At 37.5% G+C, this 22,627-nt stretch carries 20 protein-coding genes and 1 riboswitch; of the genes, 9 read left to right on the top strand and 11 right to left on the bottom strand.

Annotation, left to right across the window (positions count from 1 at the left end; genetic code table 11):
- Nucleotides 1-102 precede the first annotated feature (102 nt).
- From MT391_RS04315 to trhP, 3 genes are read right to left on the bottom strand one after another with little or no spacing between them, the layout of a single operon-like run.
- A complete protein-coding gene (locus tag MT391_RS04315; protein ID WP_499497025.1) occupies nt 103-1,437 on the bottom strand; it encodes an MATE family efflux transporter in 1,335 nt (444 codons plus the stop codon).
- Nucleotides 1,434-1,685: a YfhL family 4Fe-4S dicluster ferredoxin gene (locus MT391_RS04320; RefSeq protein ID WP_166370121.1), complete on the bottom strand. Its 252-nt coding sequence runs from the start codon at nt 1,683-1,685 to the stop codon at nt 1,434-1,436. The genes MT391_RS04315 and MT391_RS04320 overlap by 4 nt, the downstream gene beginning before the upstream one ends.
- Before the next feature lies 1 nt (nt 1,686).
- On the bottom strand, nt 1,687-3,060 hold the full coding sequence (gene trhP, locus MT391_RS04325) for a prephenate-dependent tRNA uridine(34) hydroxylase TrhP (RefSeq protein ID WP_499497026.1): 1,374 nt from the start codon (nt 3,058-3,060) through the stop codon (nt 1,687-1,689).
- A gap of 236 nt (nt 3,061-3,296) precedes the next feature.
- Here trhP and proQ point away from each other — a divergent pair, with 236 nt between their 5' ends.
- From proQ to MT391_RS04340, 3 genes are all read left to right on the top strand, one after another.
- Nucleotides 3,297-3,926, top strand: coding sequence for an RNA chaperone ProQ (gene proQ, locus MT391_RS04330; RefSeq protein WP_499497027.1), 630 nt, complete (start codon nt 3,297-3,299; stop codon nt 3,924-3,926).
- 11 nt (nt 3,927-3,937) lie between these two features.
- Nucleotides 3,938-5,932, top strand: a complete 1,995-nt coding sequence (gene prc / locus MT391_RS04335) for a carboxy terminal-processing peptidase (protein WP_499497028.1) — start codon at nt 3,938-3,940, stop codon at nt 5,930-5,932.
- A gap of 69 nt (nt 5,933-6,001) precedes the next feature.
- Nucleotides 6,002-7,663 carry an AMP-binding protein gene (locus MT391_RS04340; protein WP_499497029.1) on the top strand — a complete coding sequence of 554 codons (1,662 nt, stop codon included), beginning with the start codon at nt 6,002-6,004 and terminating at the stop codon, nt 7,661-7,663.
- 276 nt (nt 7,664-7,939) lie between these two features.
- Here the strand turns inward: MT391_RS04340 and MT391_RS04345 are convergent, their stop codons facing one another.
- Nucleotides 7,940-8,680, bottom strand: coding sequence for a UDP-2,3-diacylglucosamine diphosphatase (locus tag MT391_RS04345; RefSeq protein WP_499497030.1), 741 nt, complete (start codon nt 8,678-8,680; stop codon nt 7,940-7,942).
- 6 nt (nt 8,681-8,686) lie between these two features.
- Nucleotides 8,687-9,181: a peptidylprolyl isomerase gene (locus tag MT391_RS04350; protein ID WP_166370109.1), complete on the bottom strand. Its 495-nt coding sequence runs from the start codon at nt 9,179-9,181 to the stop codon at nt 8,687-8,689.
- A 128-nt stretch (nt 9,182-9,309) separates the two neighbouring features.
- On the opposite strand from MT391_RS04350, the gene cysS reads away from it, so the two are divergent.
- Complete coding sequence (gene cysS / locus MT391_RS04355) at nt 9,310-10,713, top strand: cysteine--tRNA ligase (RefSeq protein WP_166370107.1); 1,404 nt, start codon at nt 9,310-9,312, stop codon at nt 10,711-10,713.
- A 188-nt stretch (nt 10,714-10,901) separates the two neighbouring features.
- Here cysS and MT391_RS04360 read toward each other — a convergent pair whose 3' ends face one another.
- From MT391_RS04360 to MT391_RS04385, 6 genes are all read right to left on the bottom strand, one after another.
- Nucleotides 10,902-11,099 (bottom strand): DUF2496 domain-containing protein, encoded by a 198-nt coding sequence (locus tag MT391_RS04360; RefSeq protein ID WP_240923570.1) that lies wholly within the window; start codon nt 11,097-11,099, stop codon nt 10,902-10,904.
- Nucleotides 11,089-11,658, bottom strand: a complete 570-nt coding sequence (gene priC / locus MT391_RS04365; protein WP_499497031.1) for a primosomal replication protein PriC — start codon at nt 11,656-11,658, stop codon at nt 11,089-11,091. The genes MT391_RS04360 and priC overlap by 11 nt, the downstream gene beginning before the upstream one ends.
- A complete protein-coding gene (locus MT391_RS04370) occupies nt 11,643-12,425 on the bottom strand; it encodes a TSUP family transporter (RefSeq protein WP_166370103.1) in 783 nt (260 codons plus the stop codon). The genes priC and MT391_RS04370 overlap by 16 nt, the downstream gene beginning before the upstream one ends.
- A 1-nt stretch (nt 12,426) precedes the next feature.
- Nucleotides 12,427-14,484 (bottom strand): ATP-dependent DNA helicase DinG, encoded by a 2,058-nt coding sequence (gene dinG, locus MT391_RS04375; RefSeq protein ID WP_499497032.1) that lies wholly within the window; start codon nt 14,482-14,484, stop codon nt 12,427-12,429.
- A gap of 327 nt (nt 14,485-14,811) precedes the next feature.
- Nucleotides 14,812-15,447 (bottom strand): two-component system response regulator NarL, encoded by a 636-nt coding sequence (gene narL, locus MT391_RS04380; RefSeq protein ID WP_166370099.1) that lies wholly within the window; start codon nt 15,445-15,447, stop codon nt 14,812-14,814.
- A gap of 297 nt (nt 15,448-15,744) precedes the next feature.
- Entirely contained in the window at nt 15,745-17,436 is a 1,692-nt protein-coding gene (locus tag MT391_RS04385; RefSeq protein WP_499497033.1) for a histidine kinase, read from the bottom strand.
- Nucleotides 17,437-17,500: 64 nt separating this feature from the next.
- Nucleotides 17,501-17,653: riboswitch (molybdenum cofactor riboswitch) on the top strand.
- Here MT391_RS04385 and moaA point away from each other — a divergent pair.
- The 5 genes from moaA to MT391_RS04410 all read left to right on the top strand — a co-directional run bounded on the left by moaA (nt 17,638) and on the right by MT391_RS04410 (nt 22,616).
- Complete coding sequence (gene moaA / locus MT391_RS04390) at nt 17,638-18,621, top strand: GTP 3',8-cyclase MoaA (RefSeq protein ID WP_499440567.1); 984 nt, start codon at nt 17,638-17,640, stop codon at nt 18,619-18,621. Its footprint overlaps the riboswitch before it by 16 nt.
- A 166-nt stretch (nt 18,622-18,787) precedes the next feature.
- Nucleotides 18,788-19,270 (top strand): ferredoxin-type protein NapF, encoded by a 483-nt coding sequence (gene napF / locus MT391_RS04395; protein ID WP_166370093.1) that lies wholly within the window; start codon nt 18,788-18,790, stop codon nt 19,268-19,270.
- Complete coding sequence (locus tag MT391_RS04400; RefSeq protein ID WP_499497034.1) at nt 19,267-19,542, top strand: chaperone NapD; 276 nt, start codon at nt 19,267-19,269, stop codon at nt 19,540-19,542. The genes napF and MT391_RS04400 overlap by 4 nt, the downstream gene beginning before the upstream one ends.
- Nucleotides 19,539-22,034 (top strand): nitrate reductase catalytic subunit NapA, encoded by a 2,496-nt coding sequence (gene napA / locus MT391_RS04405; RefSeq protein ID WP_499497035.1) that lies wholly within the window; start codon nt 19,539-19,541, stop codon nt 22,032-22,034. Before MT391_RS04400 ends, napA begins: the two co-directional genes overlap by 4 nt.
- A gap of 114 nt (nt 22,035-22,148) precedes the next feature.
- On the top strand, nt 22,149-22,616 hold the full coding sequence (locus MT391_RS04410; RefSeq protein ID WP_499440547.1) for a nitrate reductase cytochrome c-type subunit: 468 nt from the start codon (nt 22,149-22,151) through the stop codon (nt 22,614-22,616).
- Nucleotides 22,617-22,627 lie beyond the last annotated feature (11 nt).

Below are 22,627 nucleotides of genomic sequence, written 5' to 3' on the forward strand. Positions count from 1 at the left end.
ACTTTTAATTAGCGACTTTTAATTAGTTACTTTTAATTAGTTACTTTTAATTAGTTACTTTTAATTAGTTACTTTTAATTTGTTATTTTTAATTAATGACCTTTATGTAAGCACTTCTAACTTAGTGGCAATACGGTAGCACAGTAAAATCGCTGTTAAGCCAAATATAATGCTACCTAATGCTTGTCCAATCAATATTCCTTGAGCGCCATAATAATAGGCTCCAACACTAACAAAAGGAATAGTGCCTAAGGACATTTTTCCAAGATTCAATAATGTAGCCATTTTAGGGCGACCCACATTATTAAGAAAAGACATCGCGACTAAGTTCATTGCCACAAATATAAAACTAACGCTAACATACTGACAAAAAAAGCGGATTAACATCGCCGTATCCGCCCCTGCATTAAACAAAGAAACGAGGTATTCTTGCAATAGTGAGAGGGTTAATGCTAAAACAAAAACGTATTTAATAATAAAATTAAGTGATTGATTTAAAGTTGTTTTAACACGTTTAAATTGCTTTGCACCTAAGTTTTGACTGATGATTGGGCCAATTGCGCCAGGCATAGCAAACAACATTACAAAAGCGACGGGGATCAAGCGACTAATAATTGCCCAACCAGCAACAAAACTCCCTCCAAATTTAGCCATTTCATAAGTAATATATAAATGACTTAGTGGCGTGGCGACTTGAGTTAAGGAAGCGGGAATCGCAACTGCGGTGATATTCTTTGTGTGTCTGATAAAGTCAGAAAATGTAATACGAGTAATAAACCCACAAACCATAATTAGGTAAAAAGCAGCAACCAATAACATCACACTTCTCGCGACGATTGCAGCAAAAGCTGCCCCTTCAATATTCAACTTAAAATAAAAGATAAACAGAGGATCGAGAATAACATTGCACACACCGCCTGCTAGGGTGCAATACATGCCTAACTTAGCTTTACCTAATGAGCGTAATGTTGCTGTGATCTGCATTGCGAGAGCAATCAGTGGAAAAGAAAAAATGGTTATTTTTAGATAAGCAGTGGCCGCATCTAAAGCAACACCATTAGCACCTATTAATGTTAATAGGTGCTTAGCATTAAAAAAAATAGTGACCGTGATTAGACAACTAATTACCAAGGTTATTAGATAACAGCTCATTGAAGCCTGTTTAGCTTGCTGTTGATGGCCTTGACCTATTAACTTAGCAACAACAGCTGAGTTAGCAATGACCATGGCGATAGTCAATGAGGTGGTAAAAAATAATAGGGCTGCTGCATAGGCAATGGCAGCAACCAAGTGAGGTTGGTTTAATAAACTAATAAAATAGATATTAATCAAATCAACAACAAAGAACACACTCAAGGCAACCGCATTGGTCAGTGCCATTTTTAATATATGCTCAGGAATATTGCCTTGCGTAAATTTAGGCGCGATTGGGTTCATTGATTAACGTGTAAACCTGCAAATTTATCCAACAATTGTTGTTGCGTTTCAACATGGTTAGGATCGATAATGATACAGTTGATAGGGCAAACTGCGACGCAGGTTGCTTGTTCATAAAAACCAACACACTCGGTACATAAATCTGGATTAATTTCATATATTTCAGCCCCAAAGGTGATTGCTTCATTAGGGCATTCTGGATCGCACATATCACAATTGATGCAACTGTCTTCTATTAATAAAGCCATGTTATTTACTATGCGGGTTGCGAGTGTCTGCACCCTGTGTCAAGTTTCTCATCAGTAAACCGTGGCTTAAATCGATCTCTTTTGGTACTGGAATATATAAAACATGACCCGAACCCGGCGCTACATCCACTAATTCACCTTTACGGTTATGCAACTCTTCTAACTTAAAGTTGATGTTACCCTGCGGGGTCATTAGCTCTAGTTTGTCACCCACTAAGAATTTGTTTTTAACATTTATTTCTGCAAGACCTTGTTGGTTACGACCGGTGATTTCTCCCACAAATTGTTGGGTTTCACTGATTGAATAACCGTAATCATAGTTCTGGTATTGATCATGGGTATGGCGGTTTAAAAAACCTTCTGTGTAACCACGATGTGCAAGGTTTTCTAATGAACTCATTAATGATGGGTCAAAAGGGCGTCCTGCAATGGCATCATCCATGGCTTTACGGTATACCTGAGCGGTACGAGCACAGTAATAGAAACTTTTTGTACGACCTTCAATTTTTAAAGAGTGTACACCCATCTTTAGGAGACGTTCTACATGTTGAATAGCACGTAGATCCTTTGAGTTCATGATATAAGTGCCGTGCTCATCTTCAAAGGCAGGCATATACTCGTTAGGTCTTCCTTCTTCTTGCAATAAGAAAATTTGATCCGTTGTAGTGCCACTGCCAAGAGTAGGTTCTGGTTTATGGATAGCGACAATATCACCGGTTTCATTTTCGGTGGCTTCATGAGCATCATATTTCCAACGGCATGAATTAGTACAAGTCCCTTGATTGGGATCGCGTTTGTTAATGTAGCCTGATAGCAAACAACGACCAGAATAGGCCATACAAAGTGCACCATGAACAAATACTTCGATTTCGATTTCAGGGCAATGGTAGCGAATATCTTCAATTTCATCTAAAGAAAGCTCACGTGATAAAATTACACGTTCAATCCCTTGTTGGTACCAAAACTTTACCGTAGCCCAGTTAACCGCGTTCGCTTGTACACTCAAATGAATTGGCATGTCTGGAAAAACTTCGCGTACCATCATGATTAAACCGGGGTCTGACATGATCAACGCATCGGGTTTTAAATCAACCACGGGCTTCATATCGCGGATAAAGGTTTTTAGTTTAGAGTTATGTGGTTGAATATTGCACACAACATATAATTTTTTACCCTGTGCATGGGCTTCATTAATGCCTATTTGAAGTTTTTCAAGATTGAATTCATTATTTCTAACTCGTAAGGAATAACGAGGTTGACCTGCATAAACAGCATCGGCGCCATAGGCAAAAGCGTAACGCATGTTCTTTAAACTACCTGCAGGGGATAATAATTCTGGTTTCATCTGAGCCTCTTCAATAACAAATTTGGACATTCCCACAAAAGGAAAGCGGGCATTCTACTTGTTTTTGTAAAAAAGGTGTAGCGGAAGGCTGGAAATATTGAGTATTGATGATAAATGGCAAAAAATGGTCGGAATAGGTGTACTGAGGTGATAATTAGTTTCACATTTAATAAACGCACCTCTATACTAGCGAATAATTTTCTTACTGATAATCAGAGATTTATTCTGGATATCTTTCAACATCGTTTTTAAATATTAGGTTTTACATGGAAAACACAGAAAAGTTTACAAATAACAAACAAATCATTGCCTTCTTAACGGAACAGTTTCCTGCTTGCTTTATTGCTAGTGCTGAGCCTGCAAAACCATTAAAAATTGGTGTGTTTCAAGAACTAGCAACTCGTTTAGAGAATGAAACTCGCGTCAGTAAAACACAGCTTCGTGGTGCATTACGTCAATACACAATGAGCTGGCGTTACTTGCACTGTGTAAAAGCAGGTGCAAAACGTGTCGACTTAGATGGTGTTGAAGGGGATGAAGTTTCTCAAGAACATGCTGACCATGCACAATTGTCGCTAAAAGAAAGCAAAGAAAAAGCATTCGCCAACAAGAAAAAAACAGACGCCAATAAAGCACCAGCTCGTGCTGCTAAAAAAGTGGCTGTACCAAGTCGTAAGAAAGAAGCGCCTAAAAAAGTAGCTAAAAAACCTGAGATTGACTTAAGTCAGTATAAAGAAGCTAATCATAATGAACTTAAAGTATCGCAATCAGTCAAAGTTCTTTTAGGAAAATCGCCTGTTTCAGCAACCGTTGTTGAAATTTTAAAAGAAGAAGTTCAAGTGCAACTAGACTCAGGAATGGTTGTGAAAGTTAAAGCTAAGCATTTAATCGTATAAAAGGTATTTTAATGAATAAACTCTTTCGTCATGCATTAATTCTATCCCAAATCATTTTTATTGGAGCAGCTTTTGCTTCTTCCTCAAATGTAGATTTAAAAGATATCCCGCAATTGCATCAAGAGTCTCAACATGCAAAAGTGGCGAAACGAGTGAGCGATTTATTTAGTCGCTCTCATTATAAATATATGCCTTTAGATGATCAGTTGTCTGAAAAAGTGTTCAATCGTTATATTGAACAGCTTGATTACAATAAACAGATCTTCATGCAAAGTGATATTGATGCGATTAAAGTTTATCAACATTCATTTGATGATAATCTTAAATTTGGTCAACTTGAACCTGCCTACAAAATCTACCAACTTAATTTAACGCGCCGTTTTGAACGTTTTACCTACGCTTTGTCGTTACTAGACAAAGAAATCACTTTTGATACTGAAGAAGAATATCAATATGATCGTAGTAAAGCAGAATGGGCAAAAGATAAACAAGCGTTAGATAGCCTCTGGCATGCACGTGTTAAGTCGGACGCATTAACGCTTAAGCTAGCTGATAAAAAGTGGCCTGAAATTAAAACGTTATTAACTAAACGTTATACTTATGCGCTTAAACATTTAACACAAACTGAAAGTGAAGATGTATTTCAAGCTTTCATGAATGCCTATGCACATACCATCGAGCCACATACTAGCTACTTATCACCGCGTAATGCCGAACGTTTTAAAATGGAAATGAATCTTTCACTTGAAGGGATTGGTGCTGTTTTACAACTTGAAGATGATTACACAGTGATCCGCAGTTTAGTTCCAGGCGGTCCTGCTGATAAATCAAAGCAACTTGCTAAAGATGATAAAATTATTGGTGTTGGTCAAGAAGGCGAAAAAATTGTCGACGTAGTCGGCTGGCGCTTAGATGATATTGTTGAACTTATTAAAGGACCGAAAGGTACTACTGTTCAATTACAAATTTTATCGGGTAAAGCCGGTGATACCAATAAAGTCATTGAAATTGTACGCGAAAAAATCCACCTAGAAGACAGAGAAGCTAAATCTTCAGTACAAGTGATTAATGGTGAAAATATTGGGGTGATCACTATTCCAAGTTTTTACATTAAGCTGAGTGAAGATGTAGAGCGCGAATTGGATATATTAGCTAAAAAAGACGTTAAAGGCATAGTGATTGATTTACGTAACAATGGCGGCGGCGCATTAAGCGAAGCTACATTGTTAACTGGGTTATTCATTAAAACGGGCCCTGTTGTTCAAGTGCGAGATAGTCGTCAGCAAATTGCTGTGCAAGCCGATGATGATGACAATATTGCTTATAATGGCCCCTTGACGGTACTTGTTAATCGTAATAGTGCTTCTGCATCGGAAATTTTTGCCGCTGCATTACAGGATTATGGTCGTGCAATTATAATTGGTGAGCAAAGCTTTGGTAAAGGCACCGTGCAGCAACATCGTCGTATCGCTCGTTACTACGATACCAACCAAGATGCGGTGGGGTCAGTACAATATACTATTGCAAAGTTTTACCGTATTAATGGCGGTAGCACACAAAATAAAGGGGTTATCCCTGATATCACTTTCCCAAGCGGTATCGACCCACAAGATACCGGTGAAAGTTTAGAAAAAAATGCATTACCTTGGGATAATATTCGTTCTGCTAAATACCGTAAAGTCGCTGATTTAGATAAAAAAATTAAGCAATTAACAGACTCTCATCAATTACGTATCAAGAAAGAAGTTGAGTTTAGTTATCTAGCTGATGATATTGCAGAATATCGTGCTGATAAAGATAAAACCAGTATTTCGCTAGTTGAAAAAGTGCGTGTTAATGAGCGTGAAGTAAAACAAGCGGAAGGTTTACAGCGTACAAATGAGCGACTCAAGCGTGCAGGGTTAAAAGAGGTCACGTCTTTGGACGATATTCCGGATGATTTTGAGCCCCTTGACGCATTTTTGATAGAAGCTAGCCACATTACGTTAGATTACGCTAATCTATAGGTAACTGTTTGGTGTTAATAATAAAACCGACTTTTATAGTCGGTTTTTTTGTTTTTAAAAGGAGTTTTTATGTTTAAACCATGGCTAGATAAATACCCTGAAGGTATTAACAGTGAAATAGATGAAAGCTCATTGATTAATTTAGTTGATATGTTTGAACAAACATTTCAACAACATCCAGAGCACATTGCTTTTATTAATATGGATGAAACGCTGACCTATGCTGAGTTAGATCTTCAATCAAGGAAGATTGCAGTATATTTGCAGCAAACCTCGCAGCTTGCTAAGGGTGACCGTGTAGCCATCATGATGCCAAACCTGTTGCAATACCCTATTATTTTATTAGGTGTCTTAAGAGCGGGATTAGTGGTCGTCAATATAAACCCACTTTACACCGCATCAGAATTAAAGCATCAGCTTAATGACTCAGGTGCAAAAGCTATTTTTATTGTGTCTAATTATGCACAAACGTTACAGAGTATTGTTAAACAAACTCAAATCAAGCATGTGGTGTTAACTAAAATTGGCGATGCATTACCTTTATTAAAGAGAAAGTTCGTTAATTTTATTGTTTCCTATGTCAAACGAATGGTACCTAAGTATCAATTACCTAGTGCAAAAAGTTATCGTAATGCACTTAAAGAAGGTGAAAAAGGTCAATATATTCGTCCTGTGATTAATTTAGATGATATCGCACTTATACAATATACAGGGGGAACCACGGGCGTTTCAAAAGGCGCGGTGATGACTCAGCGTAATATGGCGGCTAGTTTAGCGCAGGCGGACGCTGTATTTGGTTTAACAGTTGATCAAGAAAGCGAAATAATGGTCACTGCGTTGCCTCTTTATCATGCGTTTGCGCTAACGGTTAATTGTCTATTCTTTATTAAAAAAGGTGGTACTAACTTATTAATCACTAATCCTCGTGATCTAGATACTTTTATTAAAACCTTAAGTAAGTATAAATTTACCTACTTTACGGCACTGAATACATTATTTAATGCGTTATTACATCATCCCAAAATTAATGACGTTGACTTTTCTTCTTTAAAGATAACTATCGCTGGTGGCATGGCAACACAAACTAAAGTCGCTAATCTGTGGAAAGAAATCACAGGCAGTACGGTAATTGAAGGCTATGGTTTAACGGAATGTGCTCCTATGGTGAGCGTTAATTCTTATAATGTGACGGCTCATGATGGTTCCATAGGGTTGCCTATGCCTGGAACTGATTTACGCTTAGTCGATGATAATAATAACGTTATCGAAGATTATAATAGCCCTGGTGAAATAGAAATTAAAGGGCCTCAAGTCATGCCTCACTATTGGCAAAATGAGGAAGAAACCGCGTCAGCGTTTAATGATGGTTGGTTTAAAAGTGGTGATATTGGCTTATTTGATGAACAGGGTTTATTGCGTTTAGTGGATCGTAAAAAAGACATGATATTAGTGTCAGGTTTTAACGTGTACCCTAATGAAATAGAAGATACAGTGGTACAAATGCAAGGTGTCTCAGAAGCTGCTGTAGTGGGCATTAGTGACGAACAATCTGGTGAGAGCGTGAAACTGTTTGTGGTGTTAGATGATTATAAAGTTACCGTTGAGATGATTAAACAACATTGTGACCGTCAATTAACGCGATATAAACAACCGAAGTTAATAGAAATCGTCAGTGAATTACCGAAAAATAATGTGGGTAAAGTGCTACGCCGTTTATTAAAAGACAGATAATTGTCAGATAACTTATTGTGGCTAGTTCATGAGTATTTGTGGTTAGCCCATGAAAATACATTTACAAACCGGTCATTACAATTTTCAAAGAAAGCAATAGCTATTCATTAATCAAGCATCCCATATCACCTATGGGAGCGTGGTTAATTTAATGCTTATTACCAACGATGACCATCATCATGATTGATGCATTAAATAGTTAATCTCATTAATAATTAGCGTTATCAAATGCCTCGCATCTAACCCCATAATAACAAACGAATACAACGTGTGTTTTTATTGCTGATAATAATCAATGGGCAATACAACTAGGTTAATGCTCTCAGGGTTAGCATCAACAAAACTTAAGTTCTTGTACCAGTCTCCCACATCAAAACGTTGCCCGGCTTTATCATTAACAGTGAAATCATGTACAAAAGCTTGGTGTGTGTGGCCATGAATCAAACGTTGTACTTGATGTAATGTCATCAAACGATGTACTTCTTGTTCTGTCACGCCCATCATATTTGTGTTTTTATAGACTTTTTTAGATTGGCTCGCCGTACGTATCTTCCAACCAATACGTTTGCGTAGTTTGAGTGGTAAGCAATTGAAAATAAATTGCATGACAGGGTTATGGATCACTTTACGCATGCGTTGATAATTTTTATCAAACAAACACAAGGTATCGCCGTGCATAATTAATGTTTTAGTTCCGTATAAATCTATCTCGGTATGCTCGGGCAACAAAGTCATTGAAGACTGCTGTGCATAACGTTTACCGATCATAAAGTCTCGATTACCGTGAATATAGAAAATTTTAGTATTATTTTTTTTAGCGTAAGCCGTTAATTTCTGCGCAACTTCATCCATTAAAGGAGTGTGTTCATCATCTCCTATCCACACCTCAAACATATCACCAAGGATATAAAGTGTTTCAGCATTAGCGGCTTCTTTTTCAAGAAAAGCAAAAAAGGCATCGCTTATATGACGATGATTTTCGCTAAGATGTAGATCTGCAATGAATAAAGTGCGCATAATCAGTTACGCTACTGTTACGTTAGTAATAACAACGTCATCTAGCGGAACATCTTGGTGTACGTAATGTGCATTACCCGTTGCAACACCTTTAATTTTGTCTACAACATCTTCTCCCGCTACCACTTTAGCGAATACACAGTAGCCCCACCCATCTGTCGTTTCTGATTTAAAATCTAAGAACTTGTTATCGCCAACATTGATAAAAAATTGCGCAGAAGCTGAATGTGGTTCCATTGTACGAGCCATAGCAACAGAGTATTTTACGTTTGATAAACCGTTATTTGCTTCATTTTTAATTGGCTTTTGGCTATCTTTTTCTTCCATACCCGGTGCAAAACCACCGCCTTGAACCATAAAACCATCTATAACACGATGAAAAATAGTGTTATCGTAATGACCACTTGTTGCATATTTAATGAAGTTAGCCACTGTTTTAGGTGCTTTTTCTTCATTCATTTCTAATGTGATGTCGCCAAAATTTGTATGTAAAGTAATCATTGTTAATTCCTGTCTTTAAAAAGAGCATTATCATACCTCAACTCACGAATTCATTAAATACAAAGGATGAATTTGTCACTTGGTCAGGTTAGAATAGGCGTTTTTACAGTAATCGCATTGGATGGAAAATGTTAAAAATCTACAACACCTTAACTCGAAATAAAGAAGAATTTAAACCCCTTGTCGCTGGAAAAGTGGGAATGTATGTGTGTGGTGTTACCATCTATGATTACTGTCATATAGGACATGGCCGTACATTTGTTGCCTTTGATACCGTAGCGCGATATTTACGTTTTAGCGGCTACGATTTAACTTTTATTCGAAACATCACAGATGTCGACGATAAGATCATTAAGCGAGCTAATGAAAATGGTGAAACCTGCGATCAATTAACGACTCGTTTTACCGATGCGATGCACGCAGATTTTGATGCTTTAAATATGATTAGACCAGACATCGAGCCACGTGTTACTGATCACATGCCTGAAGTGATTGAGATGATAGCAACGTTGATAGAAAAAAATCATGCCTATGTTTCTGATTCTGGAGATGTACTTTTCTCAGTATCATCGTTTCCAGAATATGGCCAGTTAAGCGGTCAAAATCTTGAAATGTTGCAGGCCGGTTCTCGTGTTGAAGTTGAAGATAGTAAACATGACCCATTAGATTTTGTTCTATGGAAAATGGCTAAAGCTGGCGAACCATCTTGGTCATCTCCTTGGGGTGAAGGGCGCCCTGGTTGGCATATTGAATGTTCTGCGATGAATAAAAAACACTTAGGTGAAGTTTTTGATATTCATGGTGGTGGTTCTGATTTAAGTTTTCCACATCATGAAAATGAGATTGCGCAATCATGCTGTGCACACCACGGTGAATATGTGAATACTTGGATGCACTCGGGTATGGTGCAAGTTGATAAAGTAAAAATGTCTAAATCTTTAAATAATTTTTTTACCATTAAAGATGTATTGGATGTCTATGACAGTGAATCTGTTCGTTACTTTTTAATTTCTGGGCATTACCGCAGCCAACTTAATTATTCAGAAGATAACTTGAAGCAAGCAAGAGCGAGTTTAGAACGTTTATATACTGCGATACGTGATATAGAAGTCACTGATATTGAGATTGATCAAGTGATTAAAGACAGTAAGTTCTATCAAGGTTTTGTTAAAGCCATGGATGATGATTTTAACACGCCTGAAGCTTTAGCAGTACTGTTTGAACTGGCTAAAGAGTTGAATCGAGTTAAAGCGACTGAGCCTGAACAAGCGGTTCATTTGGCTAGCATGCTGGTTAAGTTTGCTAATGTTTTAGGGTTGTTAAGCCAAAATCCAAATCAGTTTTTACAAGGTGTTGGAAAAGATAATGAAGATGATCAACAAGTTGCTGAGATAGACGCATTAATTTTACAACGTAATACAGCAAGGGCAAATAAAGATTGGCCAAGTGCCGATGATGCTCGTGATAAATTAGCTGCATTAAATGTGGTGCTTGAAGATGGCCCTAATGGTACAACTTGGCGCAAAGTTTAACTGCTAACCTTACTGCCTATATCGGCAAACAATAACTTGAAATAATACTTTAAAAAAATATCAGTAAACAAGACCTAACAAAAAAGGACATCATTTGATGTCCTTTTTTCATTTAAGTTGTTTTTAATGCTTCGATTAGCAGCGCTTATAAAATAAGTGCCTGTGTTTATGGCTTAGCGTTAAGGATCTTACTCTTGGGGATGTGTAAGTTGTTGACGTTGCTTATTTTTAAAGTCACGTAAGGTTATTTCCAATGCTTTAATAGTGGCATCAAGTGGTAGGTCGTTTTCTTCTAACAATTGAATAAGATCCACGGCTAGTTTAATTTCCAAAGGGGCAGAAGCTAATCCTAAATCTGTGCTGTGTTTGTCTTTCTCATTCATCATTGTCTAAAGCTTCCATCTTAAACTCTAAGGCCTGTGTAAATTCGTTACATTTTTGGTAACGTTCTTTAAGCGCGCTGACTCGTGATTTATGAATTTCTTTGTTACAGCTAACCACTGCCTGCTGGTAAAGGCTATTTTCTTCATTAATCATCGCTAATAGCCGCTTTTCATATTGATATTGGCGTTGCAATTGTTGGTAAACTTTTTCCTGTTGCGTCGAATAACGTTTATAGAGTCCTTCTGCTTTACCGGCATCGAGTTGGTTAACAATATTCAACAATGCAGAAAACTGATTAACGAAACGTTCACACTCATAATTAATAATCACCGTATCCATATTTTTATTAATTACGTAGCTAAGGTGATCAAATGTATTTTGGATCTGCTGGCAGTAACCTGACAAGGTTAAGCTACTCGTGGTGAACAAATGCACTTCAAAACGGAAAGACTTATTCTCCGTTAAGGTGATTTGTGCATCCCATTGTTGGCAGCGAGATGAAAGCGTAGCGAGTTGATCGGATAACGCGCTTAAATGTTTTAAATCTAGTGACTGAACCATGCGTTATATCCGAGGTTAATGGCCATAATAAGCACAATAATAATAAATAATGGGCGGATAAACTTTGCGCCAAAATAAATCGCAGAATGAGCTCCAATAAAAGCACCCAGCATTAAGCAAACGCCCATTGTTAACCCAATAAACCAATTAACTTGACCAAAATAGATAAAGGTTAATAGGGAAACAAAATTACTGGTGAAGTTCATTGCCTTAGCTAAACCACTGGATAATAGAATATTCAAGCGGTATAAGTGCATATTAGAGATAACCCAAAATGCCCCCGTTCCTGGGCCAGAAACGCCATCATAAAAACCTAAAACAAAGCCTTGAATACGTTGAATTATTCTTAATAAAGGAGAGTTTTCAGGTAGCTCTGCGTTATCAATTTCTTTTACTCGACTAAATAAAGTATAAATTGCGACCGCTAAAATCACCAAAGGTAAAAACTTATTCAGAAATTCCGTGGAAATATAGTTTACTAAAATGGTCCCAAACATGGCGCCAATTAATGTACTGTAAAAGGTATGTTTCCAAAATTTGGGATTAAATAGCTTTTTACGGAAATAGGTATAAGCCGCTGTACCAGAAGCAAAACATGCAGATAATTTATTAGTTCCTAATGTCAGGTGAGGTGGCAAACCAACACTCAATAAAGTCGGTACAGTTAACATACCGCCTCCGCCAACTACTGCGTCGATAAAGCCGGCTATTAAACCAACTAATGCCAATAGCATCCAGCTACTGGGATCTAATACAAACTCTGTCATTTTATTTCTCTACATTTAAAGCAAAAGGGGGAAGGGCATCAATTAAACTTTTGCCATAGCGTTTGGTTATAACGCGCTTATCTAACAAGGTAATTTGTCCAGTATCTGTTTCTTTACGAATTAAACGGCCACAGGATTGTATCAATTTTTTACTGGCCTCTGGTATAGTGATTTGCATAAATGGATTGCCACCTTTTGAGGTGATCCATTCTGCATGCGCCTCTTCAACGGGAGAGTCAGGTACCGCAAACGGCAATTTTGTGATGATTAAATTGGTTAGGTAATGCCCTGGTAAGTCTAAACCTTCCGCCAGACTGCCAGTACCAAATAGAATGCTGGTTAGTCCCTGATCGCAGTTTTTTTTATGGCTGGTGATCATTTTAGTACGAGACGTTTCACCCTGTACTAACAGCGCTTTAGGATATTTTCGGCGTAACTTATCTGCTACTAGGTTCATTTGCCAATAAGAAGCAAATAATACTAAGTTGGCTTGTTTTTCCTGTATACGTTGAGCAATGTTATCGATTAATTCGTTATCAAATCCAGATTCAGTGGGATCCTTTTTCATATTGGCGACATTGAGAGGGATCGCAGGATAATCGAATGGAGACTTAAGGCGCAAGTATTGCGTGCCGTCATTATTCTTCAAACCTGATTGACGCATAAAATAATCAAAACTATTTAAAGAGGTTAAGGTTGCAGAGCATAAAATAACGCCAGCTGCTTGAGACCAGAGCATATATTCTAATAAACCACCTACTTCTAGCGGACTAGCACAAAGTGTGAATCCATCATTTTCATTGTTCACCCACGCAGCAATAGGAGCTTGATTAGTAGCACGCTCCTTGAGCAACATCTTCCAAAGTGCAAGTAGGTTTTCTAAACGTTGAATATAAAAACCTGTTTCGATTAAAATAGGCTCTGCATCGGATAATTTTATATTAGCGTCTTTTAACTCTTCCGATGTGATGGTAGATAGTTTATTGACCGCACTTAAACACTTTTTGGTTTCTTCCTTTAAACTAATCAATGAATTCACAATACCTTGAGGCACTTCACCCATAGCAAAACGATATTGATTCGACTTATTATAGTTAAGCGGGTTATGACGAAAATAGAGTTCTATTGTTTGTAAATCATTAACCATTTCGTTGGCACTTTCTAGCATAGTTAGGCCCGGTGTAATGGTAGTTTGACGATGTACAACACGATTAATATGTGTGCTTACTTGCTTGATTTTTTTTAGCCAATCTTGACTGCTTTTTATATTTACGCTTGCGCTCGAAAAGTCGCGTGATATTTTAGGTAAATGATGTGCCTCATCAAGTACATAAAAACAGGCATCGGGCTCAGGCAAGATAACGCCTCCCCCTAATTCCAAGTCTGCTAATAACAAGGCGTGGTTAACCACTATCACATCGGCTTTATTGATATTGTCTCGTGCTCGATGAAATGGACATTGTCTATGATTTGATAAGGCTTTTTTACAACTGTGTTTATCGGAAACTATTTGTTGCCAAATGCGACGAGGGATAGGCGTTGCCCAGCTATCTTGGTCGCCATTCCATTTACCATCTAAATATGCGTTACGCATTTTGCTTAATAATTCACTATCACCCGGTTGCGGTTTCTCTGTAAACAGAAGTGTTTGTTGAGAGTCATCTTGCTGTTGGTTGAGTAGCTTATGCTCGCAACAATAGCGTTGTCGACCTTTGGCTAAAGTGAAGGTAAATTTATAATCACTGTGGCGTAGAAAAAACGGTAAATCTTTACTGATTAATTGTTCTTGTAAAGTCACTGTTGCGGTAGAGATAACTAGTTTCTTATTCAACCTTAAAGCTACTGGTAACCCTGCCAAGATGTAAGCTAAAGACTTACCTATTCCTGTGCCGGCTTCCGCCACCAGGATGCGTCGTGACTTATCATAGTTACCTGCTAAAACTTTCGCTATTTCAGCCACTAAATAATTTTGGGCTTTACGTGCTTTAAATTGCGGCAGGGCTTTTGTTATGAGTTCATAATTAGCTCTAATTTCTTTTTTTAGTGAGTCTGAAAGCATAAATATAGGTAGTCTTCTCGGCGCAATGGATAGGTGAAAATAAATATAATTAAAAGCAAAAAACCTTTATTTCGGAAGTTTACCAAAATAAAGGTTATATAGCTGTGGAATATTACTAAGGCGTTACTTTTCACGTGATATTAAATCGAGCTAATAAGCTCTAATAAATATTGCTAATGTCATTCTAGATAAGTAAAACGATACTGTTTTGATTATATATGCCTAATTACGTGAACCTAATTAGGCATCATTAAAAACTGAGCAGCCTAGTTTATTCAGCTACTCAGTTTTATTCATTTTTTACTTGGTATTTTAATCTAAGTTTGCTTATTTAGGTTGTTCTAAGAATAACACCGCCGCTTCAACGCGTGATTTTATGCCTAGTTTTTTCAGTAAACTTTTAACATGCACTTTTACCGTACCTTCTGAGATATTCAGGTTTTCTGAAATTTCTTTGTTACTTAAGCCTCGCGAAATTTCTTGCATTATTTGGCTCTCTCTACGAGTAAGAGAAGAAAGTTTATCTCGAATATTGTTTTCTTGATCCAAGCAATCTAGGTAAGGACGTAAATCGTCACTCACTACTAATTTACCTTGTTTGATATCATATAAATTCTCAAGTAAACGTTCAGGGTCGGTATCTTTTAAAAGATAGCCATCAGCACCTTGATTAATTAAGGAAATAACGTCTTGTTTAGCATCGGAAACCGTAAGCATGACAATTTTACTGGTGATGCCATCATTACGTAATGCTTTAAGGGTTTCTAAACCAGACACTGCCTTCATGTTTAGATCTAATAACACCATATCGGGATGTTGTTTTTTGACCATACTGACGGCTTCAATTCCGTTTGTTGCTTCATCAATTACCACAAAGTTTGGGTCAATACTGAGTAGTTGAGTGATGCCTTTACGCATAAGAGGGTGGTCATCAACAACAATAACTGTAGATACATTGTTCATTTGTGATTCCTTTAATTGGTCATGGTTAACGTGAAATTGCTCACAAGTATAAATGTAAACGATGAGTGGGGGTATACCTGTTATCAATCAAGATGAAAAAAGTTATTCGTGAGTCATAAATACCTATACACAATCTAAAATAAGAAAGTATTGAATTTGAGTATTTACATTAAGCCTATATATGATTCTTTGCTTAAACACTTGAGCTAGGGCATTAATAATATACCTTGAATAATAACAGGTATGTGAATTATAAGTGATTTATAATCATAGGTATAAAAAATTATGAATAATTACTCAAATTTTGAAGGTAAGTTTGACTTCGGTACCAACTGTTAGGTTTTTTATTCGTAAAACTGCATTAAGTTCTTCTGCACGTTGATTCATTATCTCAATACCGTAATGATTATTTTTACCCGGTTTATCTTCAATACCAATGCCATCATCACGTACGGTAATAATCACTTGCTTTTCTTCAATCACACAGCTGATCAAAATGTTATTACAATCAGCATGTTTCATTGCATTGATCATTGCTTCCCTAACTATTTGCAACATATGAATGTGTTGATTCGCATGAGTTTGAAAATTAGAATCGAATTTGCCCATCTTTATCTTGGCGGTTGTTTGTTTTTGTAGTTGTGAAGTCATAATAACAACGGCTTCTTTGAAGTCAGAGACACCGATGTTTAAGCGGAAAGTGGAGAGTAATGAACGCAACTGTACATAAGCTTCTGTGACTGCTTCTTCGATATTGTTAACGGATGTTTTTGCACCTTGATTGTCTTTATCGGCACTGGCCTCTAATTGGCGGCGTAAAACAGTACATTGAATTTTCAAAAAAGACAGAGCTTGCGCTATGGAGTCATGTAATTCTCGTGCAATAACGCCACGCTCTTCAACTAATAATAGTTTTTGTTCCTGCAAACTGTATTCTTCTTGGTACAGGGCACGAGCAAGCAAACTACTGAAACTATTAATCACGGAGTTATCTTCACTGTCGTTAGCCCCTTGAATATAATTTAAATAACCATACGGGCTCCCGTTAATATTGATAGGGATACGTTTATTATTGCCCGTTTTTGTTGCACATCCAATGTCACTGTCAATTTCAATTCCATTCTCTAACTCCAAACATAACTTAGTTAAATTGGTTTGTTTAGCGAGTGCATTTAAGGCATCACGAATTATCGAGTGGGTTAGTTTAACGGTACTAAGTTGCTGCGAAATAGTGAACAAGAATTGAATCGTTTCGTTAGCTTTTTCTAGTTCTGTCTTTTTATCAAATACTTTTTTCTGCATCGCATTAATCAAGGATTCGAGTTCTGCAGACATACTTTGTAGGCCGGTTGAAAGAGCACCAATTTCGTTATCATTATCAGAAAAATTAACGTTAAAGTGATGATTTGAAATAGAATTAACATTGGCTTCAAGTTGATTGATAGGCGCAACGATATAACGTCGACAGTAAATAAGAAGAAATAAGGCGCTTGAGGCAATAAGTAAGAAAACGACCACTTCAGAAACTAAAATAAGTGATGATTCTTTTTTTAATAATTGCTGATATTGTTGAATGGTAAGTTGAGCGTGTTCTACAACGTGAGATAACTGAGTTTTTAATTCTTGCTCTGAAAGTTGATATAATTGCTGCTGTAAAGTCAGTAGTTCAGCGCGTAGGTTGATATTTGATAAATGGATGTCACTGACATCTAAATATTTATTTTCTAATAGCTTATTAGCTAACAATGGCGAAAATCCATTAAGAGAAGAATGGATTTGGTCTCGTTCTGCTTGGTCTTCATAAAGGAAATGTATGGCTTTATGCTTGAGCGTGACTAAATTATTGATCGCTTCATTGTTGTTATCTTGACTATGGGAGGTAGTAATAAAGATAAGCGTATGTGTTCCTGCTATGATAAGTAGCAGTACGGAGAATGTTGAAATCACTCTTGTGATAGAAAGTGAATGAAATAGTAGATTAATCTTCATACATAGTTAAGAATAATAGGTAACGAGTTGATAGAGTCTCCTTGATATGGAGGATGATGTCATCTAATTTTTATAGCTCCGAGCTTGAATCGCTAAGTTTATCATAACTTTTAGTAAATATGCGAGGCAAGCCGCTTATCCCGTTAATGGATAAGAAGGGTAAACTTAGAAATGAGTTTGCCTCCCGTGTTTGGAAAGGAACTGACCATGCAATTAATAGATAAATACCAGCGTAAATTTGAATATTTACGGTTGTCGATCACCGATGAATGTAATTTCAAATGTAATTATTGTTTACCCGATGGATACCAACGAACCCATCAAAAACAATTTTTATCAGAAAGTGAAATTAAAAACTTAATCAATGCCTTTGCTGAACTAGGTACTACCAAAGTAAGAATTACCGGTGGAGAGCCAAGTTTACGTAAAGACTATGCGAATATTATTAAGCTGGTGGCTAACACCGATGGCATTAAAAAAGTCGCAACCACCACCAATGGTTTTAATTTAAGTAAACATGCCGTTGAATGGTATGAGGCAGGGTTAAGTGCGATCAATGTCAGTGTCGATAGTTTAGATGCCAATACCTTTAATCTTATTACCGGTAAAAATATCTTTCATAAAGTTATGGAAGGCGTAGAAGCCTGCGCAAAGGCTGGCTTTAAGCAAGTTAAAGTGAATAGTGTATTGATGAAAGGCTTAAATGATACGGATCTGACAACCTTTATTAATTGGATCAAACATCAACCGATTCAACTGCGCTTTATTGAATTGATGAAAACAGAAGATAATACCGAGTTTTTTAATCGTTATCATCTATCAGGTCAAAGCATAAAAGAAACGCTATTAAAGCAACAATGGGTACAAAAAACGCGTCACGCAAATGATGGTCCTGCAGAAGTATTTACCCACCCCGAACATCTCGGGGAGATAGGGTTGATCATGCCCTACAGTAAAGATTTTTGTGATAATTGTAATCGCTTACGTGTCTCTTCTGTGGGCCGATTACATTTATGTTTATTTGGCGAAGAGGGGGTTGAACTGCGTCATTTGTTACAAAATAAAACTGATAAAGAGCAATTAAAAGCAACAATTGTTGCTGCTTTGAAAGAGAAAAAGTCATCACATTTTCTTGATTTAGGACTGTCAGGAGGAACACCGCACTTAGCATCAATAGGCGGTTAGTTATTGAGTTGTCTAAATATTCTCCGCTATTTGCGGGGAATGTCTCAAACCTGCACAAATCTCTTGATCTATATCAACTGCACTTCAACTACCCTCTTTTTTTTAAATGCTTCTGCTACAGTTACATCCATATTTAATTCACATTAATTTAACAATTAGTTTCAGTATGCCCGACATTGATTTACATAAACGCAATTTATTTCGTCGACAATCAGATTTGGTGATCAACAACTTGATGCCATGGATTGAAGACAGTCAACAATTTGTTAATAACTGCACCCAATGCAAAAGCTGTATTAGCAGTTGTCCTGAAAAAATCATTGTTCAGGGTGATGCAGGTTTTCCTGTGGTGGATTTTTCATTAGGGGAATGCACCTTTTGTGGAGAATGCGCGAAAAGCTGCGAAGAAGATATTTTTGTAGCGACAACAGAAACACCTTGGCATAAAAAAGCAATTATCGCAGAAAGCTGTCTAGCTAACCAAAATGTTTATTGTCGCAGTTGTGGTGAAAGTTGTCCCGAACAAGCCTTGAGTTTTAAAATTGGTATCAATGCTATACCAGAAATCGATTTAACATTATGTAATGGCTGTGGTGCCTGTTTTTCTCCCTGTCCAACTAGCGCCATTAGTATTAAGGAAGATAAATGAAAGAAGAAGAATTACATGTGTCGAGTTTAATCGTACATGTTAAATGTGAACAAATACTAGACCTAACTAACAGCATCAAAACGATGTCTAGAGCGGAATTAGTAACAGTGACTGAGCATGGAAAGGCGATTGTCATTATTGAAGCGGCTAATCAACGCCAAATAATGGAATGCATTGACCAAATTAACGACATTGACGGTGTAGTACACACTAGTCTTGTTTACCACGAGTTTGAAAAATCTACGCAAAATAACAGCGAGGAAATACAATGAAATTTACCAGACGTGAGTTTATGAAAGCACAAGCGGCAGCCTCAGCTGCTGCAGTTGCAGGCATAGCATTACCCGTATCAGCTAGTAATATTATAGCGAGTAAAGATGCGACTAAAATTAAATGGGAAAAAGCACCATGTCGCTTTTGTGGAACTGGTTGTAGTGTTTTAGTCGGTACACAGGAAGGCAAAGTGGTCGCAACACAGGGCGATCCTGAGTCTCCTGTTAATAAAGGCCTTAACTGTGTGAAAGGTTATTTCCTTTCTAAAATCATGTACGGTAAAGATCGTTTAACAACACCATTATTACGTATGACCAATGGTATTTATGATAAAAATGGTGAATTTGAACCCGTTTCTTGGGACGTTGCCTTTGATATTATGGCGGTTAAATTCAAAGATGCTTTGAAAAAAACAGGGCCTACTGCAGTAGGCATGTTTGGTTCTGGTCAGTGGACTGTAATGGAAGGTTATGCAGCTAGTAAATTAATGAAAGCAGGGTTTAGAACGAATAACCTTGATCCTAACGCTCGTCATTGTATGGCTTCTGCGGTAGGTGGTTTTATGCGTACTTTCGGTATCGATGAGCCAATGGGTTGTTATGATGACTTAGAAAATGCAGATGCATTTGTATTATGGGGATCGAATATGGCAGAAATGCACCCGATCCTATGGTCTCGATTAGCTGATCGCCGTTTAAGTAATCCAGATGTTAGCGTACATGTTTTATCTACTTATACACATCGTTCGTTTGAGTTAGCAGATAATGGCATGATCTTCACGCCACAAACTGACCTCGCAATACTTAACTTTATTGCAAACTACATTATTCAAAATGATGCGGTAAATAAAGACTTTGTTACTAAACATACTAATTTCCGTAAAGGGACAACCGATATCGGTTATGGACTTCGTCCAGAGCATCCTCTACAGCAGGCGGCTAAAAATCCAGACTCGGGCGCTTCAACCCCAATGACTTTTGAAGAGTTTGCTGAATACGTTTCTGAATTTGATGTTGAATATGCAGAAAAAATGTCAGGCGTACCAGCTGATAAACTGATTAAACTTGCTAAAATTTATGCCGATCCAAAAATTAAAGTAACTTCTTATTGGACGATGGGCTTCAACCAACATACACGTGGTGTATGGGCAAATAACTTGATGTACAACATCCATTTATTAACGGGCAAAATTTCTCAACCAGGTTCTGGCCCGTTCTCTTTAACTGGCCAGCCTTCTGCTTGTGGTACTGCTCGTGAAGTAGGTACTTTCTCGCATCGTTTACCGGCTGATTTAGTGGTTAAAAACCCTAAACATCGTGCTACTGCAGAAAGAATCTGGAAGTTACCTGAAGGAACTATTGAAGCGAAGCCGGGTTATCATGCCGCTTTACAAAATCGTATGCTCAAAGACGGCAAATTAAATGCTTATTGGGTAATGTGTAATAACAACGTACAAGCGGCCGCAAATATAAACGAAGAAGTGATCCCAGGTTACCGTAACCCAGATAACTTTATCGTGGTATCTGACCCTTATCCAACCGTGACTGCACAATTAGGTGACTTAATTTTACCAACAGCGATGTGGGTAGAAAAAGAGGGTGCTTATGGTAATGCGGAACGTCGTACTCAAGTTTGGCACCAACAGGTTAAAGCACCAGAGGGCGCAAAGTCTGACCTATGGCAGATGATGGAGTTTGCTAAACGCTTTAAAATTGAAGACGTATGGGATGCAGACTTGATTGCAAAAATGCCAGAAGTGAAAGGTAAAACCATGTACGACGTACTTTATCGTAATGGACAAGTCGATGCATTTGGTTTGGATGAAGTGAAAGATGATCAATTAAATGATGAAGCTCGTCATTTTGGTTTTTATGTGCAAAAAGGCCTATTTGAAGAATACGCAAGCTTTGGTCGTGGCCACGGACATGATTTAGCACCTTATGATAGATATCATGAAGTACGTGGTTTACGCTGGCCGGTAGTTGATGGAAAAGAAACACAATGGCGTTTCCGTGAAGGTTCAGATCCTTATGTTGAAAAGGGTACTGGTTACCAATTTTATGGACATGCAGATAAAAAAGCGATTATTTTTGCTCTACCTTATGAGCCTGCTGCAGAGTCGCCTGATGAAGAATATGATTTATGGTTAAGTACTGGTCGCGTACTAGAGCATTGGCATTCAGGTTCGATGACAAGGCGTGTACCGGAACTTTATAAAGCTTTCCCTGACGCGGTGGTGTTTATGCACCCGGATGATGCTCAGCAACGTGGTTTACGTCGTGGAGACGAAATTGTGATGGCTTCAAGACGTGGTGAATTAACTTCTCGTGTTGAAACGCGTGGACGTAATCGTCCGCCTAAAGGTTTGGTATTTATGCCTTGGTTTGATGCTAAACAGTTAACTAATAAGTTAACTCTTGATGCAACTGATCCGTTATCAAAACAAACTGATTACAAAAAATGTGCTGTAAAAGTTACTAAAAAAGCGTAATTAAGCAACGCTAATAAAATAACGCTACTTGGATAATGCAAGTAGCGTAAGCAACACATGTACTCTATTAAATGGATTCTTTGTTATATAAATATAACAAGATGGAGAAAAGCAATGAAAAAATTTATCACAGCGATTTTTACTGCATCAGTGATCGCATTATCTGCACCTAGTGCTTACAGTGCCGATGATGTTGTTATGTCAAATAGTGGTGGTGTGCCATCTCTACGTGGCTTAGTTGAAATATCAGATGTTAATCAATCTGAAGCACTTAAAAAAGTGCCAAGAGAACAGCACCTTATGGATCGTAACTATGTTCAGCAACCACCATTGATTCCACATTCTATCCGTGGTTATCAAGTGAATTTAAATGCTAACAAATGTTTGTCTTGTCATAGTTTTAAAAATGCAGGTGCGATGGGAGCGACTAAAGTCAGTGTAACTCACTTTATTACTCGTGAAGGTACAACATTGTCTGATGTTTCACCTCGCCGTTACTTTTGTTTACAGTGTCATGTGACACAAGCAGATGCTAAGCCTCTGGTTGATAATACATTCACACCGGTAGATTCATTACGCTAAGCGGGAGCACA

The sequence above is a fragment of the Vibrio sp. 1-Bac 57 genome (genome assembly GCF_037546855.1).
Lineage (GTDB): Bacteria > Pseudomonadota > Gammaproteobacteria > Enterobacterales > Psychromonadaceae > Psychromonas.

Bases quoted from the DNA above. Each gene is read 5' to 3' on its own strand.
- MT391_RS04315 (WP_499497025.1), bottom strand. From the start codon at position 1,437: ATGAACCCAATCGCGCCTAAATTTACGCAAGGCAATATTCCTGAGCAT.
- MT391_RS04320 (WP_166370121.1), bottom strand. From the start codon at position 1,685: ATGGCTTTATTAATAGAAGACAGTTGCATCAATTGTGATATGTGCGAT.
- trhP (WP_499497026.1), bottom strand. From the start codon at position 3,060: ATGTCCAAATTTGTTATTGAAGAGGCTCAGATGAAACCAGAATTATTA.
- proQ (WP_499497027.1), top strand. From the start codon at position 3,297: ATGGAAAACACAGAAAAGTTTACAAATAACAAACAAATCATTGCCTTC.
- prc (WP_499497028.1), top strand. From the start codon at position 3,938: ATGAATAAACTCTTTCGTCATGCATTAATTCTATCCCAAATCATTTTT.
- MT391_RS04340 (WP_499497029.1), top strand. From the start codon at position 6,002: ATGTTTAAACCATGGCTAGATAAATACCCTGAAGGTATTAACAGTGAA.
- MT391_RS04345 (WP_499497030.1), bottom strand. From the start codon at position 8,680: ATGCGCACTTTATTCATTGCAGATCTACATCTTAGCGAAAATCATCGT.
- MT391_RS04350 (WP_166370109.1), bottom strand. From the start codon at position 9,181: ATGATTACTTTACATACAAATTTTGGCGACATCACATTAGAAATGAAT.
- cysS (WP_166370107.1), top strand. From the start codon at position 9,310: ATGTTAAAAATCTACAACACCTTAACTCGAAATAAAGAAGAATTTAAA.
- MT391_RS04360 (WP_240923570.1), bottom strand. From the start codon at position 11,099: ATGATGAATGAGAAAGACAAACACAGCACAGATTTAGGATTAGCTTCT.
- priC (WP_499497031.1), bottom strand. From the start codon at position 11,658: ATGGTTCAGTCACTAGATTTAAAACATTTAAGCGCGTTATCCGATCAA.
- MT391_RS04370 (WP_166370103.1), bottom strand. From the start codon at position 12,425: ATGACAGAGTTTGTATTAGATCCCAGTAGCTGGATGCTATTGGCATTA.
- dinG (WP_499497032.1), bottom strand. From the start codon at position 14,484: ATGCTTTCAGACTCACTAAAAAAAGAAATTAGAGCTAATTATGAACTC.
- narL (WP_166370099.1), bottom strand. From the start codon at position 15,447: ATGAACAATGTATCTACAGTTATTGTTGTTGATGACCACCCTCTTATG.
- MT391_RS04385 (WP_499497033.1), bottom strand. From the start codon at position 17,436: ATGAAGATTAATCTACTATTTCATTCACTTTCTATCACAAGAGTGATT.
- napF (WP_166370093.1), top strand. From the start codon at position 18,788: ATGCCCGACATTGATTTACATAAACGCAATTTATTTCGTCGACAATCA.
- MT391_RS04400 (WP_499497034.1), top strand. From the start codon at position 19,267: ATGAAAGAAGAAGAATTACATGTGTCGAGTTTAATCGTACATGTTAAA.
- napA (WP_499497035.1), top strand. From the start codon at position 19,539: ATGAAATTTACCAGACGTGAGTTTATGAAAGCACAAGCGGCAGCCTCA.
- MT391_RS04410 (WP_499440547.1), top strand. From the start codon at position 22,149: ATGAAAAAATTTATCACAGCGATTTTTACTGCATCAGTGATCGCATTA.